The following is a 17007-nucleotide window of genomic DNA, read 5'->3' on the forward strand; positions in this document are numbered from 1 at the left end:
TTGGGGTCAGCTTAATGAATACATCGAAGTCACGGACATCCCCGGGCAAACCGTCGCGCTACATCGCCGGCATCGCGCCGTTGCTGTTGTCGCTGGTGGTCAGCCAGGCGTATGCGCTCGACCGCACGGTCACCGGCGCCAACGGCGTGGCCGGCACGCCCGGCACCACGACGTCGCCCAACGGCGGCAAGGGTGGCGCCGCGCCCGACCTGACCGACACGTCGCTGACGGCCGGCGCCTTTAACCGCTTGACTTTGACCGGCGGTAACGGCGGCAACGGTGGCAACGGCCTGCCGGGCGCGGTGCTCGATCCGGACAGCCCGGATTGCCGCGATTTCGGCTATTGCCAGTATGGGCCCAGCGGTATCGGCGGCAACGGCGGGGCGGGGGCGGCGGCGACCGGCCGCGTCAACGCGGCATCGTTGACCGGCGGCGCCACCGCCGAGGCCAACGTCTTCGGCGGCAACGGCGGCCTCGTCGGGGAGGGCGACCAGTTCTCCTTCGGCATGGATCCGACCCTGAGCAACGGCGGCGCCGGCGGCAACGCCTCCAGCGTCGCCAACGCCGTTTCGGCGGCCGGCGCGGTATCGGCCAAGGCCTACGCGACCGGCGGCAATGGCGGCGCCACGAATGTGGCATTCGGCGGCCGCGGCGGCGACGGCGGCAAAGCCACGGCCCGCGCGTCGGCTGCCTCTGTCACGGGCAATGTGTCGGTGCTGGCGCAGGCGACCGGCGGCAATGGCGGCGGCGCCAACAACTTCTACGGACCGGCCGGCGCCGGGGCGGCCGTTTATCTGGAAAACATGGTCGCGGGCGCGACCCGTGGCGCGCTGTCCTTGTTGCAGCACGCGATAGGCGGCAACGGCGGCGAGGCGAACACCGGCGGCGGCGGTCCGCCGGACCTGCCGGTCCCGCCAACCAACAACGTCGGCGGCAACGCCGGATCGGTGCTGCGGCTCAGCGACAGCCAGGCCAGCGCGCTGAAGGGCACCGTCAGCGCCAGGGGCGGCAACGCCGGCGGGTTCACCGGCGTCGCGAGTCCGGCCGCCGGCAACGGCCGGGCCGAACTGTATCTGACGTCGACCCGCGCGGGCACCAATGTCGACGGCAGCGTGACGGCCATCGGCGGCGATACAACCGGCGGTAGCTTTGGCGGCGTGGCCGGCGACGCCGGCAGCGCCACCGCCATCGCCAGCCTGACCGGCAAGGCGGCGGTCTCGGGAACGGCCGAGGCCCAGGGCGGCCAATACGGCGGGCTGACGGCCGCCAGCGCCACCAGCCTGTTGACGATCAACGCCGGCGGCCTGGCGACGGGCACCGCGCGCGCGGTGGGCGGCCAGGCGGGCGGCTTGCGCCACAGCTGGGAGTATCAGGACGGCGACGCCACCGCCACGATCGAACTGGTCGGCGCCGGCGCCAGCGGCGGCAGCTACGCCCGGGGCGGCAACGCCAACAGCAACGTAAACGTGACCACCACCGGCGCGCGCGCGGTCAATGTCGAGTCCCGGGCGATCGCCGGCCTGGGCGATCCTTCGTCGCCGCGCGGCCACGAGGGCAACGCCAGGGCGAGCACGGTTGTCAACGCGGGCACGACCGGCGGCCGCGCCGCCGTGACGGCCGGCGCCTACGCGTCCGGCAGCGGCGGCAGCCAGAACGCGCAAGCCAACCTGCTGATCAATACCGGCGGCGACATCACCGGCACCGCGCAGGCCCAGGGCGGCGTGTTCGAGTACATCTACACCGAAAGCGGCAGCTCCGAGGCCATCGCCCGCGGCGTCACCAGCGGCGCCCATTCGGTCACCTTGAACGCGCTCGCGAGCAGCACGTTTGCGCCGGCAGTCGGCAGCCAGAACGGCTATGGCAAGGCCACCGCGAACGCGTATGGCGCCTCCGGCAGCGGCACCGTCACCGTCGCGGCCCGGGCCCTCAGCGGTAACAACTACGTCCTCAGCCAGCGCCTGTCCTCGGCACGCGCCACGGCGGACACGTCGTTGCTGGGCGGCGTGAGCAACGCCAGCGCCCGCGCCAGCGGCGAGCAGATGGAAGCGGTCGCCACCGCGAACGCCATCGGCGCCAAGGGCACCCGGGTTGGCTTCGTCGCCACCACCGCCGGCAACTTCGCACAGGGTGCGGCGACGGCCTCGAACCGCTTCGACGCCGCCAGCTTCGCATTGAAGACTGGCAATGGCACGGCCGGCGACAACCAGCTGTACGCTTATGCCGGCGCGGCCCCGGCCGGCGGCGCGGCTGCCCTCGGTCTGAGCGCGACCGCCGCCGCCGCGCTGACCGACCTGTATGGCACCGGCATGCACGGTGCCTCGGGCGGCATCGATCCCGAGCAGCCGTCCGCGCCGGTCGGCACCAACATCAGCGAGTTCCAGTTCGTGTCGGCGGTCGACCAGCATTTGCTGATCGCCTTCCTGGGCGCGGGCGGCACCGGTTTCGACTCGCTCGATCTGTCGATCAGCAGCCATGGCAACTTGCTGTTCAGCCAGTCGTTCACGTCGCTGAGCGACGCCAACCTGTTCTTCACCGGCAAGGTGCTTGATCTGGGCTTGTTCGGCGCCGGCGCGCAGGACATCGTGGTGCGCTCGTCGCTGGCTGGCGCGGCGTATGGCTACGCGTTTAACTACGTGCTGGGTGGCGGTGTTGGCGGCCTGATCGGCGTCGGCAACCCGACGGGTGGCGCCGGCGTCTCGGCCGTGCCGGAAGAGTCGACGTGGATGATGATGATGATCGGCCTGAGCGGGCTGGTGATCGTGGCGCGCCGCCGCAAGTCGGCCGCCGCGCGCGCGTAATTTAGCGCATCGGTGTAGCGCTGAAGTTCAGCGCTACAGTTCAGCAATTCAGACCGGCCCTTACAGGCTGGCCTGCGGACCCCAGATCTGCTTCATGCTGAAGCGGATCGCGGCCTGGTCCTCGCTGAGCGCCTCGGCGATGGCGTGGCGGTCGCCGGCGGCGCGGCGTTGCTCGGCCGGCGGCAGCGCCGCGCCGGCCGCGTCGCGCAGGCAGTGCACGTGCAACTCGTCGCCGCCGGCCAGCCGGTGGCTGACGACGCCGATCTCGCCGGTGGCCAGGCGCACCAGGCAGCCGGGCGGGAAGTCGCCCAGTTCGCGCTGGAAGTGCTGCGCCAGCGCCGGATCGACCGGCGAACCCTTGTCGTCCATCAGATTGCGCAGCGCCTGGTCGGGCAGCACCGAACGCCGGTAGTTGCGCGCGGACACCTGCGCGCAGTAGCGGTCGGCCAGACTGAGCAGCTTGGCGTTGAACGTCACCTGCGGACTGGCGATGCCGGCCGGGTAGCCGCTGCCCTCATCGTTTTCGTGGTGCAGCAGCACGCACGAAATCCATTCCTCGTCCTCGATGCCGGCGCACTTGAGCAGGTCGACGCTGTCCTCCGGGTGGCGGCGCACGATGGCCATCTCTTCCGTGCTCAGGCTGTGCTTGTTCTGGAAACTCTCGTGGTGGCGCAGCATGCCGACGTTCATCGTCAGCGCGGCGGCGGTGACGGTCTGGGTGTCGGCGTCGGTCTTGCCGAGGCTGCGCGACATGACGACGATGACCACCGCCGTCTCGATGCAGTGGCGCACCGCGTAGCTGCCGGCGATCTGGCACAGAAAGATGCAGGCGAGCGCGATGTCTGGATTGAGATCGACCGCGCGCACCACCTCGCGGGCGATGTCGCGCAGCTCGCTTTCCGCATCGTGTTCGTTGCGCAGGTTTTGCAGCAGCCGTTCCAGCCGCCGGTTCGACACGTTGAGCTGGTGCAGCACCGACGGCGGCGCCGGCGTCTGCGCCAGGGTGGCGATGCCCGGCGGGTCCAGGTGTTTGGTATCGGCCATGATGGTTGTCCCCGATTTATACTTTGCCCAGCCGCTCCAACGCGAGCGCCAGGGTCTCATCTTTTTTGGCGAAGCAGAAGCGCACGATGCCGGACTCCTTGCCTTGCTGGTAGAACGCCGAAACCGGTATCGCCGCGACCTTGATCTCGGTGGTCAGCCATTCGGCGAATTCCGCCTCGGTCTGGGTCGAGATTTTGTCGTAGCGCACGCACTGGAAATAGGTGCCGTCGGCCGGCAGCAATTCGAAGCGGGTACCGGCCAGGCCGTCGCGGAACAGGTCGCGCTTGCGCTGGTAGAACGCGGGCAGCGTCAGGTACGGCGCCGGATCGGTCATATAGCTGGCCACGCCATGCTGCATCGGCGTGTTGACGCTGAAAACGTTGTACTGGTGCACCTTGCGGAATTCGGCCGTCAGCCCCGGCGGCGCCGCCACGTAGCCCAGCTTCCAGCCGGTGACGTGGTAGGTCTTGCCGAAGCTGGAGACGACGAAGGCGCGCGCGGCCAGCTCGGGGTGGCGGCACACGGATTCGTGGCGCTGGCCGTCGTAGACCATGTGTTCGTACACTTCGTCCGACAGGATCAGGATGTTGGTGCCGCGCACGATGTCGGCCAGCGCGTGCATGTCGGCGCCGCGCAGCACGCTGCCGGTCGGGTTGTGCGGGGTGTTGATGACGATCAGCCTCGTCTTGCCGCTGACGGCGGCGGCCACCTTGGCCCACGGCACCGTGTAGCCGGCCGCGCCCATTTCCATCTGCACACCGACGGCTACGCCGCCGGCAAGGTTGATGGCCGGCACGTAGCTGTCGTACACCGGCTCGATGACGATCACCTCGTCGCCCGGATGCACGCAGCACAGGATGGCCGTGGTCAGCGCCTGCGTGGCGCCGGCGGTGACGGTGATGTCGGTGTTGGTGTCGTACTCGTGGCCGTACAGGGCCGCTATCTTGGCGACGATGGCGTTGCGCAACACCGGCGCACCGCTCATCATCGGATACTGGTTGAAGTCGGCCAGCATGGCGTCGTTGACGGCTTGCAGCAGGCTGCGCTCGCACGAAAAATCGGGGAAGCCCTGGCCCAGGTTGACGGCGCCGGACTGCGCGGCCAGGGTCGACATGCGCGTGAAAACGGTGGTGCCGACGGCCGGCAGGCGGCTGGTCAGCAACGGCGTCGAAGGCAGATCATGATGCGGATCGTTATGGAGATCGTTGCGGCTATTCATGGCGGCTGTAGAGTGAACGGATGGCCTATTCTAGCTCAGCGGGCGCGCTTTGGTGTTGCGTAAAAAATCTATCGTTCGAGCCGCCACGCCTCCGGCACCACGACCTTGAACATGCCGGCCTTGGCCAGCCGGCGCGCCAGTTTGAGCAGCGCCTTGTCCTTGGTGATGAGCACCTCGGCGCCGGCGTCGCGCGCCACCTCCAGGAACTTTTGATCGTCCTTGTCGGTGCAGACGGGCAGGCGAATGCCGGACTCGGCCGGCGCGACCACCTTGATCAGCGCGTCGAAGCGCGCCGCCGCCAGCGGGCGGCTGGCCTCGTCGAGCGGCAGGTGCGAATAGTGCAGCACGATGTTGTATTCGTCGCGGCAATCGGCGCGGGTGACGGCCTCGACGGCGCCGCTTTCAAGCGCGGCCAGCAGCCCGGCCCAGCGCGGATCGTGGAACACGAACAGGTCGAGGCAGACATTGGTGTCGATGACGATGCGCGCCGGTGCGGAATTCGTTGGAACAGGTATCATGTCGGTAGTCGTATTCATGTGCTTATTTGAAATTTTTTGGACTTCGTTGAAATCTTATGCTGATAGTGCTTTCGCCCGCCAAAAGTCTCGACCTGGAGACGCCCCCGACCACCAAGCTGCACTCCCAACCCGCTTTCCTCGACCACTCGGCGCAACTGATAGCCCGTCTGCGCGAATTTTCGCCGGTGCAGATCGGCGAGCTGATGGATCTGTCCGACAACCTGTCGGCGCTCAACGTTGCCCGTTACGCATCGTGGACCCACGACACCGCCGAGGGCCGCCAGGCCGTCATGGCCTTCAACGGCGACGTCTACGGCGGACTCGAGGCGCGCACCCTCACGCCCAAACAACTGGACTACGCGCAATCGCGCATCCGCATCCTGTCCGGGCTGTACGGCATGCTGCGTCCGCTCGACCTGATCCATCCGCACCGGCTCGAGATGGGCACGCGCCTGAGCAACCCGCGCGGCAAGAACCTGTACGACTTCTGGGGCGACACCATCACCAAGGCGCTCAACAAGACGGCCGGGGAGCAGGGCGCCGAGACCCTGGTCAACCTGGCGTCCGAGGAATATTTCAAGTCGGTCAAGCCCAAGCTGCTCGACATGCCGGTGATCACGCCGCAGTTCGAGGACTGGAAAAACGGCAAGTATAAAATCATTTCCTTTTACGCCAAACGGGCGCGGGGACTGATGGCGCGCTACGCCGCCGTCAAGGGCATCACCGATCCGCAGAAGCTGAAGAAATTCGATGTCGACGGTTATGCGTTCGACAAGAAGGATTCGACCGACGGCACCTGGATTTTCCGCCGCAAGGTCGCCGCGTAAAACTACGTAAATGCATGCGGCGAACGCCAAACGTGGGCAAATCTAAAACACGTAGGGCGGATTAGCGTAGCGTAATCGGCCATGTACGCGCCGCTTGCGGCTCATCCATGGCCAATTACGGCGTTCCGCCTAATCCGCCCTACGTGTATCGGAAGAAATTCGCTTTTAGTTCCAGAGTTTCCACCAGTGACGTTCGGCTTTTTTGCCTTCGTCGAGGAACTTGCTGGTCGGGTAGTTCAGCTTGAACACGCGCATCGTGTCGTCGCGCAATTCCGTCATGCCCAGCTTGTCGTAGCTGCGGATCATGATGAACAGCGCCTCTTCGATGGCCGGCGAGTCGCGGTAGTCGCTCATGATGCCCATGGCGCGGTTGGCCGCGGCCAGGTAGGCGCCGCGACGGTAGTAGTAGCGCGCCACGTGCACCTCGTACGACGCCATCGCATTGGTCAGATAGCGCATCCGGTCCAGCGCGTCCGGGGTATACTTGCTGTTCGGGAACTTATCCACGAGCTGCTTGAACGCCGCATAGGCTTCGCGCGTGGCCTTCGGGTCGCGCTCGGTCGTGTCCTGGGCGTAGATGAAGTTCAGGAAGCCGATCTGGTCGTTGAAGTTGATCAGCCCGCGCAGGTAGTACATGTAGTCGACGTTGTTGTGGTTCGGGTGCAGCTTGATGAAGCGCTCCACCGCCGCCAGCGCCTGCGCCTGGTCCTGCGCCTTGTAGTAGGCGTAGGCGATCTGCATCTGCGCCTGCTGGGCGTAGGTACCGAACGGATAGCTCGATTCCAGGCGCTCGTACAGCTGAATCGCGCGCTCGTAGTGGGCACCTTCGAGTTCTTCAGTCGCCTCCGAGTATAATTTCGAAGCTGTCCAACCTTTCGTCTCGTCGGCTTTCTCCGAGAAAATGCCGCAAGCGGACAAACTAAGCAGAACCAACGTTGCTGCGACTACCGATAATTTTTTTTGCATATGTTTTGCAAGAAGCTGTTTAACCAAAGTTTTACAATAGGCTGATTATAGCCGATGGGAATGCCGTGATATTAACTCCAAAGCCGAATTTGGCCGAATCCTCCTCCACCCACGACGAATCCGACGCCGACCTGCCCGCAGAGCTCGAAGTCCAGGATGGCGACTACGGCGACGACGATGACGGCCTGGCTCCGATCGAACTGGAACTGACCCCGGAAGCGTGCGGCCAGCGCCTGGACAAAGTCATTTCCAAGCTGGTGCCGCAGTTTTCGCGCGGCCGCCTGCAAATGTGGATCGACGACGGCTTCGTCACGGTCGACGGCAAAGTGGCCAAAAGCACCAAGGACACGGTCTACGGCGATGAGAAGATCGTCATTCTGCCCCAACCGGCGCCGGAAGACGAGGCTTTTAAGCCGGAAGCGATGGAACTTAACATCGTTTATGAAGATGAGCACCTGATCGTCATCAATAAACCGGCCGGGCTGGTGGTCCATCCGGGCGCCGGCAACTGGTCCGGCACCCTGCTCAACGGCCTGCTGCACCACTGCCCGCAGCTGTCGGGCGTGCCGCGCGCCGGCATCGTCCACCGGCTCGACAAGGACACCAGCGGCCTGATGGTGGTCGGCAAGACGCTGCCGGCGCAGACCGATCTGGTGCGCCAGCTGGCCGCGCGCACCGTCAAGCGCGAGTATTTCGCTTTGGTGTGGGGCACGCCGCGCGTTAGCGGTACTATTGACGCATCGATGGGGCGCCATCCGAAAGACCGCATCAAGATGGCGGTCTCGAACAACTTTTCCGCCAAGCCGGCCATCACGCACTACGAGTTGCTGGCCAGCGGCGATCTGGACCGTCGCCCCGTCAGCTTGATGCAGTGCCGCCTGGAGACGGGCCGCACGCACCAGATTCGCGTGCACATGATGTCGATCGGCTTTTCGCTGGTTGGCGATGTGATGTATGGCAAGCAGCATCTGGCCAGTGTCTTCCCGCGTCAGGCCTTGCAGGCCCGCCGCCTGGGACTGGTTCACCCGGCCACGGGCGAGCAGTGCGAGTGGCTGGTGCCGCTTGCCGATGATTTTGCCGAGCTGATCGCCAAGGCCGGCATCGAGGAACCGGAACAAGTTTGAACGCTATCCATCAGCAATGGCTAATGCCGAAATGGCCGGGCCTGCCCGCCAATGTCGGCACCCTGTCGACCACCCGGCGCGGTGGCGTCAGCCCCGCGCCTTACGGCGACGGCATGGGGCAGGGCGGCCTGAACCTGGGCACCCACGTGGGCGACCAGCCGCACAACGTGGCCCACAACCGCGAGATCCTGCGCGCGATGTTGCCGTCCGATCCGGCCTGGTTGTCGCAGGTGCACGGCACCGCCGTGGTCGACCTGGCGGGCTTGCCGCAGCAGCAGGTGCCCGAGGCCGACGCCAGCGTCAGCAACGTGCGCGGCAAGGTGTGCGCCATCATGACGGCCGACTGCCTGCCGGTGCTGCTGTGCGACACCGAGGGCAAGACCGTCGGCGCCGCCCACGGCGGCTGGCGCGGCCTGGCCTCCGGCGTTCTGGAGAACACGGTCGAGTCGATGCGCGCGGCCGGCGCCGGCGACTTGATGGCGTGGCTGGGGCCGGCCATCGGTCCCTACCAGTTCGAGGTCGGGCCGGACGTGATGCAGGCCTTCCTCAACGGCGCGCTGGACGATTCCGGCGTGCGCCACGTGACGGCGGCCTTCTCCCCGGTGGACAACAAACCGGGCAAGTATCTTGCCGACCTCTACGCGCTGGCGCGTTACCTGCTGCACCGGGCCGGCGTGGCGCAGGTGCATGGCGGCGAGTATTGCACCGTCTCCAATTCGGGGCGGTTTTACTCGTATCGGCGCGACGGCGTGACCGGCCGCCAAGCCTCTTTGATCTGGCTCAAATGAAGCGACGCGGCGCGGACTTAGTCTTCGCCCCTGGCGCTCGGGGAGGCCCCGGCCTCGTCGGCCGCGCGCGCGTCCCTGGCCGCTTGCTCCTCGGCGCGGCGGCGCGCTTTGCGCTTGCCGGTGCCGGCGATATACATCAATGTGCCCAGCGGCAGCACGCAATAGAACAAAAACGTTACAATTCCCGCAACGACGGTGGGCTCGGTAAGCGCCATCAGTCCCACGACGTAAATCCAAGCAATCGCAACGATCAGCATAAAGAGTTCAGCATAGAGCAGTCCAGGTAAAGATATTTAAACTATTTTTAGGGAATCAAACATGAATGTGCCCGATCCTCAAGCCATTGCCAACGCCTGGATGTCGCAGATGAGCGACCCGGCCCAGTGGCAATCCTGGTTCAGCAAGCTTCCCGCCCCGGACGCCAATCCGCTGGCCGCCATCATGCAGGACGCCGGCGCCACCGTGCAACCGCAGGCCATGGAACAGTTGAAGAACCAATATCTGGAAGACTTCGGCGTGTTGTGGCAGGACTTTTTGGCCGGCAAGACCCCGGCGCTGCAAGACCGCCGTTTTAGCTCGCCTGCCTGGCAGGGCAATCCGATGTCGTCGTTTAATGCGGCATCATACCTGCTCAACGCCAAGTTCCTGACCGCGATGGTCGACACCGTCGAGACCAACCGCCATCAGAAACAAAAGATCCGCTTCGCCGTGCAGCAGATCGTCGACGCCATGTCGCCGGCCAACTTCCTCGCCACCAATCCGGAAGCGCAAGAGAAACTGATCGAGACCAAGGGCGAGAGCCTGACCAAGGGCCTGGCCAACATGCTGGCCGATATGAACAAGGGCCATATTTCGCTGTCCGACGAAACCGCGTTCGAGGTCGGCCGCAACCTGGCGATGACGCCCGGCACGGTGATCTACGAGAACCCGCTGTTCCAGCTGATCCAGTACACACCGACCACGGCCACCGTGCACCAGCGGCCGCTGCTGATGGTGCCGCCGTGCATCAACAAGTTCTACATCCTCGACCTGCAGCCGGAGAACTCGCTGGTGCGATACGCGGTCGAGCAGGGCAACACCGTGTTCATGATTTCCTGGGTCAACGCCGACAAGTCGATCGAAGGCACCACCTGGGACGATTACATCGAAAAGGGCGTGATCGAGGCGATCCGCGTGACGCGCGAGGTCAGCGGGCAAGACAAGCTGAACATGTTCGGTTTCTGCATCGGCGGCACGCTGGTGTCGACGGCGCTGTCGGTGCTGGCCGCGCGCGGCGACAATCCGGCCGCCAGCCTGACGCTGCTGACGTCGCTGCTGGACTTCAGCGACACCGGCGTGCTCGACGTCTTTATCGACGAGACCCAGGTGTCGATGCGCGAGCAGCAAATCAAGGAGGGCGGCTTGATGCTGGGCCGCGACCTGGCCAGTACCTTCTCCAGCCTGCGTCCAAACGATCTGGTGTGGAATTATGTGCAGTCGAATTATCTGAAGGGCAACGAGCCGCCGCCGTTCGACCTGCTGTACTGGAACTCCGACAGCACCAATTTGCCGGGGCCGATGTTCTGCTATTACCTGCGCAATATGTACCTGGAGAACCGGCTGCGCGAGCCCGGCAAGCTGACGGTGGGGGGCGCCACGGTCGACCTGTCCGCCATCGACGCGCCCGTGTTCGTCTACGGTTCGCGCGAGGACCACATCGTGCCGTGGACGTCGGCGTTCGGGTCGATGAACCTGCTCAACCCGGGCAAGCCCAAGGCCAACCGTTTCGTGCTGGGCGCCTCGGGCCACATCGCCGGCGTGATCAATTCGCCGGCCAAGAACAAGCGCAGCTACTGGATCAACGACAAGCCGGTCGGCCGCGCCGTCGCCAAACCGCTCGATCCGGAGGCGTGGATGGCCGGCGCGACCGAGACGCCTGGCAGCTGGTGGCCGGAGTGGGCCGGCTTCCTCGCCGAGCACGGCGGCAAGGACGTCAAGCCCAAGGCCAAGCCGGGCAACGCGGATTACAAGGCCATCGAGCCGGCGCCGGGGCGCTACGTCAAGGTCAAGGGATAGGTATTGGAGGGGGAAGGCTTGCTTTCCGGCTTATAAAATTAGTTGCGTTGCAATAAAAGCCAAAAGTTATGCCAGTTAGTGCAGGATATGCTTTTTCCCCTCTATAATAGGGTTGTAGGTTAGTCGGAAAGCGGACCTCACGTTCGCTTTTTTTTCGAATTGTTAGAGGACGCGCTGCGGCGCAATAAACGGACTTGTGATGAGTAGTGCGAAAAAAAATGCTGAACGCCTGATCAAGAAATACCCGAATCGCCGTCTGTATGACACGCAGACCAGTTCCTACATCACGCTGACGGATGTCAAGCAGCTGGTGCTGGACAACGAGGAATTCACGGTCGTCGACGCCAAGAGCAACGAGGATTTGAGCCGCAGCATCCTGCTGCAGATCATTCTGGAGGAAGAGGCGAGTGGCGCGCCGATGTTCTCGAGCGACGTGCTGGCGCAGATCATCCGCTTCTACGGCCACGCGATGCAGGGCATGATGGGTTCCTACCTGGAGAAAAACGTCCAGGCGTTCACCGACATCCAGCGCAAATTCACCGGCACCACGGTCGGCGGCCTGGAAGGCAAGCCTTTCAGCCCGGAGATGTGGACCCAGTTCATGAACGTCCAGGGCCCGATGATGCAGGGCATGATGAACAACTACATCGACCAGAGCAAGAGCTTGTTCGTGCAGATGCAGGAGCAGATGCAAAACCAGAGCAAGACCATCTTTGGGACTTTCCCGTTCGTTCCAGGCGTTCCGCCGACGGACAAGAAGTAATTGCCTTACGTATTCCCGCTGGGCGGTGGGAATACGTAGCCTCATCGGCGGATCACGGCCGATTACGGCGTTCCGCCTAATCCGCCCTACGTGTCTCCACGTGGGGCAAGCTAATGTGGCCGTGGTTTCATGGTCCACTTCGGAAACACGTAGGGCGGATTAGCGCAGCGTAATCCGCCAAGCTCCGCCAACACCTCCAGCACTCCCTTCTGTAGCAAAGCTACAAAAATCCCAGATTCCCGTTGACACCCGAATTTCATCGGTAGTACTATCGACAACATCTTGTGGAAGCGCTTCCACTCATAATCAAAACAAAGGGAGTCGCCGTGGTATTGGAAGCATCCGTCGCACTGGAAGAGAGTTTTTCCCCACCGGCCGACTCGGTCCTGTGGCGCCCCGAATTCCTGCTGGGCGCCGCCACCGCCGCCTACCAGATCGAAGGCGCCATCGCCGAAGACGGCCGCATCCCCTCGATCTGGGACACCTTCTCCGCCACACCAGGCAAGACGCTGGCAGGCGACACCGGCGATGTCGCCTGCGACCACTATCATCGCTGGCAATCGGACGTCGAGCTGCTCGCCGGCCTGAACGTGGACGCCTACCGCCTCTCGATCTCCTGGCCGCGCGTGATGACGCAGGACGGCCAGCCCAACCAGAAAGGCATCGCCTTCTACCGCGACCTGCTGACGGCGCTGCGCGCCAAAGGCCTGAAAACCTGGGTCACCCTGTACCACTGGGATCTGCCGCAGCACCTGGAGGACAAGGGCGGCTGGGTCGACCGCGACACCGCCTACCGCTTCGCCGAATACGCCGACATGATCAGCCGCGAGCTGGCCGGGCTGGTGGACGCCTGGGCCACGCTCAACGAGCCATGGTGCTCGGCGATGCACGGCTACGGCACCGGCCACCACGCTCCCGGCAAGACCGACGTGGTGTTCGCCACGCAGGCGATGCACCATCTGCTGCTCGGCCACGGGCTGGCGGTGGCGCACCTGCGGGCCAACGATCCGGGCGCGCAGGTGGGCATCGTCGCCAACGTCGGTCGCGGCACGACCACCGGCGACAGCGCCGCCGACCGGCGCGCGGCCTGGCTGTTCGAACTTCAGCACAACAACTGGATACTCGATCCGCTGCTGAAAAAATTCTATCCGTCGGCGCTGTGGGAGCTGTGGCCGGGCGCCGAGCCGATGACCCTGAGCGGCGACATGGACATCATCGGTACGCCGCTCGATTTCCTGGGCATTAATTACTACTTCCGCACCAATGTCGTCAGCGACGGCAAGCACGGTTACACGGAAGTGGACCTGGAGGGCGTGGAACGCACGCAGATGGGTTGGGAAGTGCATCCGGATGGCCTGCGCCACCTGCTGGAGGGCTTCCACCGCGACTATCCGAACCTGCCACCGATTTACATCACCGAGAACGGCATGGCCTCGGACGATAAAGTGGTGGACGGCGAAGTCGATGACCGCGGCCGCATCTCGTTCCTGAACCGCCACTTGGCGGCGGTCGACCAGGCGGTGAAGGCTGGTGTCGATATCCGTGGTTACTTTATCTGGTCGTTGATGGACAATTTTGAATGGGCCTTCGGTTATGAGCGCCGATTCGGTATCATCCACGTGGATTACGCCACGCAGCAACGCACGCTGAAGCGCAGCGCGAAACTGGTGGCGCAATTCCTTGCCCGAAGGGCGGCGACAACCGCGTAGCTCCCAGCCATCCAAGAAAATGGGCGCATGACGCCCACAGGAGACAGAATGAAGAAGGCGATAAAAATGGCCGGCGCCACCGCGCTTGCCCTGGCCGGATGCGGCGCGTTCGCGCAGGGCGCATCCGCACCGGCGGCTGCAGCGGCCGGTGCGCCGCTCAAGGCCACCGTGATCCACTGGTGGACCTCCGGCGGCGAATCGCAGGCCGTCCAGCAGTTCGCCGACGCCTATAACAAGGCCGGCGGCCAGTGGATCGACCAGGCGGTCGCCGGGGCCGAGCAGGCGCGCGCCACCACCATCAACCGCATCGTCGGCGGCAACGCGCCGACGGCCGCGCAGTTCAACACGTCCAAGCAATTCCGCGATTTCGTCGAGCAGGGCTTGCTGAGCAACGTCGACGACGTGGCCATCGCCGGCAAGTGGGACCAGATCATGCCGGCGTCCATCCTCGCCGCGATCAAGATCGACGGCCATTTTTACGCCGCGCCGGTGGACATCCATATGCCGGCCTGGTTCTTCTACTCCAAGGCCGCCTATAAAAAGGCCGGTATCACCGCCGAGCCGCAAACCTACGACGAATTCCTCGCGCAACTGGCCAAGCTGAAGGCCGCCGGCCTGGTGCCGCTGGCCTTCGGCGGCCAGGTGTGGCAGGAGAAGATCACCTTCGACGCCATCTTCGCGATGGTCGGCGGCGCCGACCTGTATCTGAAGGTGTACCGCAACCGCGACCAGAAGGCCGTCATGTCGCCGGCCTTCAAGCAGGTGCTGGTCGATTTCAAGAAGCTCAAGGCCTTCGTCGATGCCGGCTCCCCGGGCCGCAACTGGAATGACGCCACCGCCATGGTCGTCAGCGGCAAGGCCGGCGTGCAGATCATGGGAGACTGGGCCAAGGGTGAGTTCTCGTCGGCCAAGCAGGTCGCGGGCAAGGACTTCGGCTGCTTCCCGGGCTTCGGCCCCAAGGCGCCTTACATCGTCGCCGGCGACGCCTTCGTCTTCCCCAAGACGAACAACGCCGCCACCATCAAGGCGCAAAAGCTGCTGGCCACCGTGGTCACGTCGCCGGCGGCGCAGGTGGCCTTCAGCTCGCGCAAGGGCGCGATTCCGATCCGTGGCGACGTCGACGAATCGTCGCTCGACATCTGCGCGCGCCAGGGCCTGGCGATCATCCGCGACAAGAGCCGCCAGCTGCCCAATTCCGAAATGCTGGCCACGCCGGACACCACCGGCGCGCTGCAGGACGTGTTGACCAATTACTGGAACAAGAACCAGTCGGCCGACGATGCGCAAAAAGCCTTCGCCCGCGCGTTGAAGGACGAATAGGCCATGACTGCTGCCCACGTGAAGAAACGCCAAAGCGTCTCGGTCGCCGCCTACATCGCGCTGGTTCCGATGGCGTTGACGGTGCTGCTGGCGTATCTGGGCACGATGCTGTGGACGGCCCGTGTGTCGGTCAGCAGCTCGCGCACCTTCCCCAACAGCGATTTCGTCGGCGCCTCGCAGTACATCCGCCTGTTTAACAACGAGCGCTGGCTGCTGTCGCTGCAAAACGTCGCCGTCTACGGCGTGCTGTTCATCGCCGCCTGCCTGATCATCGGCTTCCTGCTGGCGGTGTTCATCGACCAGAAGGTGATGGCCGAGGGCGCGCTGCGCACCATTTTCCTGTATCCGTACGCAATGTCGTTCGTGGCCACGGGCCTGATCTGGCAGTGGATACTCAATCCCGAACTGGGCATCCAGGAGGTGCTGCGCAAGCTGGGCTTCACGGAGGCGAAGTTCGACTGGATCGTCGACCAGGACATGGCTATCTACACCATCGTCATCGCCACCGTATGGCAAGCCTCCGGGCTGGTGATGGCGCTGATGCTGTCCGGGCTGCGCGGCATCGACGAGGAATTGTGGAAGGCCGCCCGCATCGACGGCATTCCGCGCTGGCGCGTGTACGTGAGCATCGTGCTGCCGATGCTCGGGCCATCGGTGTCGACCGCTTTCGTGCTGCTGTTCGTGATGGTGGTCAAGGTGTTCGACTCGGTTGTCGCCATGACGCAGGGCGGTCCCGGCACGGCCAGCGAGGTGCCGGCCAAGTTCATCATGGATTATCTGTTCGGCCGCGCCAATATCGGCCTGGCTTCCGCCGCATCGATCGTGCTGTTGGCCACGGTGCTGGCCATTGTCGCGCCGCTGTATTACCTGCGCAGCCGCCGCGCCGACAAGGGGATGTGATGGGATACGTCGCGAAACAGGAGAAGGCCGTCGTCGCGGTCGCCGAGGCGTCCCGCGCCGCCGCCAACGACAGCGGCGTCACCACGGCGCCCGCGTCCGTGGCGGCCAGGCGCAGGAAGCTGGCATGGACCCCGGCGCGCGCCGGCGTCTACGCGTTTTTGATCGTGGCGGCGCTGTTCTTCCTGCTGCCCCTATATGTGATGCTGGTGACGTCGGTCAAGCCGATGGAGGAGATACGACTCGGCACGCTGTTCGCGCTGCCGGCCAACCTCACGCTGGAGCCGTGGGTGCAGGCCTGGCAGTCCGCCTGCACCGGTCTGGAATGCGAGGGCATACGCAGCGGCTTCTGGAACTCGGTCGCCATCGTGGTGCCGAGCACCATCCTGTCGATCGCGATCGGCGCCGTCAACGGCTATGCGCTGTCGTTCTGGCGGCCGCGCGGCGCCGGCGTGCTGTTCGCGATCCTGATGATGGGCGCCTTCATCCCGGTGCAGGTGATGGTGTATCCCCTGGTGCGGGTGCTGGCGGCGGTCGATCTGTTCAGCTCCTTGCCCGGTATCGTCTTGATCCACACGATCTTCGGCATGCCGGTCATGACGCTGCTGTTCCGTAATTACTACGCGGCGCTGCCGATGGAGTTGTTCAAGGCGGCGCGCATCGACGGCGGCGGCTTCTGGCGCATCTTCCTGCAACTGATGCTGCCGATGTCGACGCCGGTGATCGTGGTGGCCGTCATCATGCAGGTCACCGGCATCTGGAACGACTTCCTGCTTGGACTGGTGTTCGCCGGTTCCGAGCATCTGCCGATGACGGTCCAACTCAATAACATCATCAACACCACCACCGGCGAGCGGCTGTACAACGTCAACATGGCGGCGACCATACTGACTTCGGTCGTGCCGCTGGCGCTGTACTTTATTTCGGGCCGCTGGTTTGTGCGCGGTATCGCCTCCGGCGCGGTCAAGGGCTAAGAACC

15 protein-coding genes are annotated in these 17007 nt (G+C 64.6%); 10 read left to right on the top strand and 5 right to left on the bottom strand.

What is annotated here, in order from left to right:
- The first annotated feature begins 14 nt into the window (after window positions 1–14).
- Window positions 15–2798: a beta strand repeat-containing protein gene (locus AC07P1_RS31155; protein ID WP_494699478.1), complete on the top strand. Its 2784-nt coding sequence runs from the start codon at window positions 15–17 to the stop codon at window positions 2796–2798.
- Window positions 2799–2858: 60 nt separating this feature from the next.
- On the opposite strand, the gene AC07P1_RS31160 is transcribed toward AC07P1_RS31155, so the two are convergent.
- The 3 genes from AC07P1_RS31160 to AC07P1_RS31170 form a co-directional block, all read right to left on the bottom strand.
- The gene (locus AC07P1_RS31160) at window positions 2859–3842 is read right to left on the bottom strand and encodes an HD-GYP domain-containing protein (RefSeq protein WP_494699479.1); all 984 of its coding nucleotides are present in this window, start codon (window positions 3840–3842) and stop codon (window positions 2859–2861) included.
- Window positions 3843–3858: 16 nt separating this feature from the next.
- On the bottom strand, window positions 3859–5061 hold the full coding sequence (locus AC07P1_RS31165; protein WP_494699480.1) for a pyridoxal phosphate-dependent aminotransferase: 1203 nt from the start codon (window positions 5059–5061) through the stop codon (window positions 3859–3861).
- A gap of 68 nt (window positions 5062–5129) precedes the next feature.
- Entirely contained in the window at window positions 5130–5579 is a 450-nt protein-coding gene (locus AC07P1_RS31170; RefSeq protein ID WP_494699513.1) for a putative toxin-antitoxin system toxin component, PIN family, read from the bottom strand.
- A gap of 56 nt (window positions 5580–5635) precedes the next feature.
- Here AC07P1_RS31170 and yaaA point away from each other — a divergent pair, with 56 nt between their 5' ends.
- The gene (gene yaaA, locus AC07P1_RS31175) at window positions 5636–6406 is read left to right on the top strand and encodes a peroxide stress protein YaaA (RefSeq protein WP_494699481.1); all 771 of its coding nucleotides are present in this window, start codon (window positions 5636–5638) and stop codon (window positions 6404–6406) included.
- Window positions 6407–6571: 165 nt separating this feature from the next.
- Here yaaA and AC07P1_RS31180 read toward each other — a convergent pair whose 3' ends face one another.
- Window positions 6572–7372: an outer membrane protein assembly factor BamD gene (locus AC07P1_RS31180; protein ID WP_315221803.1), complete on the bottom strand. Its 801-nt coding sequence runs from the start codon at window positions 7370–7372 to the stop codon at window positions 6572–6574.
- Between the two features lie 89 nt (window positions 7373–7461).
- On the opposite strand from AC07P1_RS31180, the gene AC07P1_RS31185 reads away from it, so the two are divergent.
- On the top strand, window positions 7462–8496 hold the full coding sequence (locus AC07P1_RS31185) for an RluA family pseudouridine synthase (protein WP_494699482.1): 1035 nt from the start codon (window positions 7462–7464) through the stop codon (window positions 8494–8496).
- 23 nt (window positions 8497–8519) lie between these two features.
- Window positions 8520–9284, top strand: coding sequence for a peptidoglycan editing factor PgeF (gene pgeF / locus AC07P1_RS31190; protein WP_494699483.1), 765 nt, complete (start codon window positions 8520–8522; stop codon window positions 9282–9284).
- A 17-nt stretch (window positions 9285–9301) separates the two neighbouring features.
- On the opposite strand, the gene AC07P1_RS31195 is transcribed toward pgeF, so the two are convergent.
- Complete coding sequence (locus AC07P1_RS31195; protein ID WP_494699484.1) at window positions 9302–9541, bottom strand: hypothetical protein; 240 nt, start codon at window positions 9539–9541, stop codon at window positions 9302–9304.
- A gap of 61 nt (window positions 9542–9602) precedes the next feature.
- Between AC07P1_RS31195 and phaC the strand changes: the two genes are divergently transcribed.
- From phaC to AC07P1_RS31225, 6 genes are all read left to right on the top strand, one after another.
- Complete coding sequence (gene phaC / locus AC07P1_RS31200; protein WP_494699485.1) at window positions 9603–11339, top strand: class I poly(R)-hydroxyalkanoic acid synthase; 1737 nt, start codon at window positions 9603–9605, stop codon at window positions 11337–11339.
- A 199-nt stretch (window positions 11340–11538) separates the two neighbouring features.
- Entirely contained in the window at window positions 11539–12102 is a 564-nt protein-coding gene (gene phaR, locus AC07P1_RS31205; RefSeq protein ID WP_315221813.1) for a polyhydroxyalkanoate synthesis repressor PhaR, read from the top strand.
- A gap of 326 nt (window positions 12103–12428) precedes the next feature.
- Window positions 12429–13811 carry a GH1 family beta-glucosidase gene (locus tag AC07P1_RS31210; protein WP_494699486.1) on the top strand — a complete coding sequence of 461 codons (1383 nt, stop codon included), beginning with the start codon at window positions 12429–12431 and terminating at the stop codon, window positions 13809–13811.
- A 48-nt stretch (window positions 13812–13859) separates the two neighbouring features.
- Window positions 13860–15131 (top strand): ABC transporter substrate-binding protein, encoded by a 1272-nt coding sequence (locus AC07P1_RS31215; RefSeq protein ID WP_494699487.1) that lies wholly within the window; start codon window positions 13860–13862, stop codon window positions 15129–15131.
- 3 nt (window positions 15132–15134) lie between these two features.
- Window positions 15135–16031: a carbohydrate ABC transporter permease gene (locus AC07P1_RS31220; RefSeq protein WP_494699488.1), complete on the top strand. Its 897-nt coding sequence runs from the start codon at window positions 15135–15137 to the stop codon at window positions 16029–16031.
- Window positions 16031–17002, top strand: coding sequence for a carbohydrate ABC transporter permease (locus tag AC07P1_RS31225; RefSeq protein WP_494699489.1), 972 nt, complete (start codon window positions 16031–16033; stop codon window positions 17000–17002). The genes AC07P1_RS31220 and AC07P1_RS31225 overlap by 1 nt, the downstream gene beginning before the upstream one ends.
- Window positions 17003–17007 lie beyond the last annotated feature (5 nt).

This window comes from Duganella sp. GW821-FHT07F09, from assembly GCF_059418705.1.

Bases quoted from the DNA above. Each gene is read 5' to 3' on its own strand.
- AC07P1_RS31155 (WP_494699478.1), top strand. From the start codon at position 15: ATGAATACATCGAAGTCACGGACATCCCCGGGCAAACCGTCGCGCTAC.
- AC07P1_RS31160 (WP_494699479.1), bottom strand. From the start codon at position 3,842: ATGGCCGATACCAAACACCTGGACCCGCCGGGCATCGCCACCCTGGCG.
- AC07P1_RS31165 (WP_494699480.1), bottom strand. From the start codon at position 5,061: ATGAATAGCCGCAACGATCTCCATAACGATCCGCATCATGATCTGCCT.
- AC07P1_RS31170 (WP_494699513.1), bottom strand. From the start codon at position 5,579: ATGATACCTGTTCCAACGAATTCCGCACCGGCGCGCATCGTCATCGAC.
- yaaA (WP_494699481.1), top strand. From the start codon at position 5,636: ATGCTGATAGTGCTTTCGCCCGCCAAAAGTCTCGACCTGGAGACGCCC.
- AC07P1_RS31180 (WP_315221803.1), bottom strand. From the start codon at position 7,372: ATGCAAAAAAAATTATCGGTAGTCGCAGCAACGTTGGTTCTGCTTAGT.
- pgeF (WP_494699483.1), top strand. From the start codon at position 8,520: ATGCCGAAATGGCCGGGCCTGCCCGCCAATGTCGGCACCCTGTCGACC.
- AC07P1_RS31195 (WP_494699484.1), bottom strand. From the start codon at position 9,541: ATGCTGATCGTTGCGATTGCTTGGATTTACGTCGTGGGACTGATGGCG.
- phaC (WP_494699485.1), top strand. From the start codon at position 9,603: ATGAATGTGCCCGATCCTCAAGCCATTGCCAACGCCTGGATGTCGCAG.
- phaR (WP_315221813.1), top strand. From the start codon at position 11,539: ATGAGTAGTGCGAAAAAAAATGCTGAACGCCTGATCAAGAAATACCCG.
- AC07P1_RS31215 (WP_494699487.1), top strand. From the start codon at position 13,860: ATGAAGAAGGCGATAAAAATGGCCGGCGCCACCGCGCTTGCCCTGGCC.
- AC07P1_RS31220 (WP_494699488.1), top strand. From the start codon at position 15,135: ATGACTGCTGCCCACGTGAAGAAACGCCAAAGCGTCTCGGTCGCCGCC.
- AC07P1_RS31225 (WP_494699489.1), top strand. From the start codon at position 16,031: ATGGGATACGTCGCGAAACAGGAGAAGGCCGTCGTCGCGGTCGCCGAG.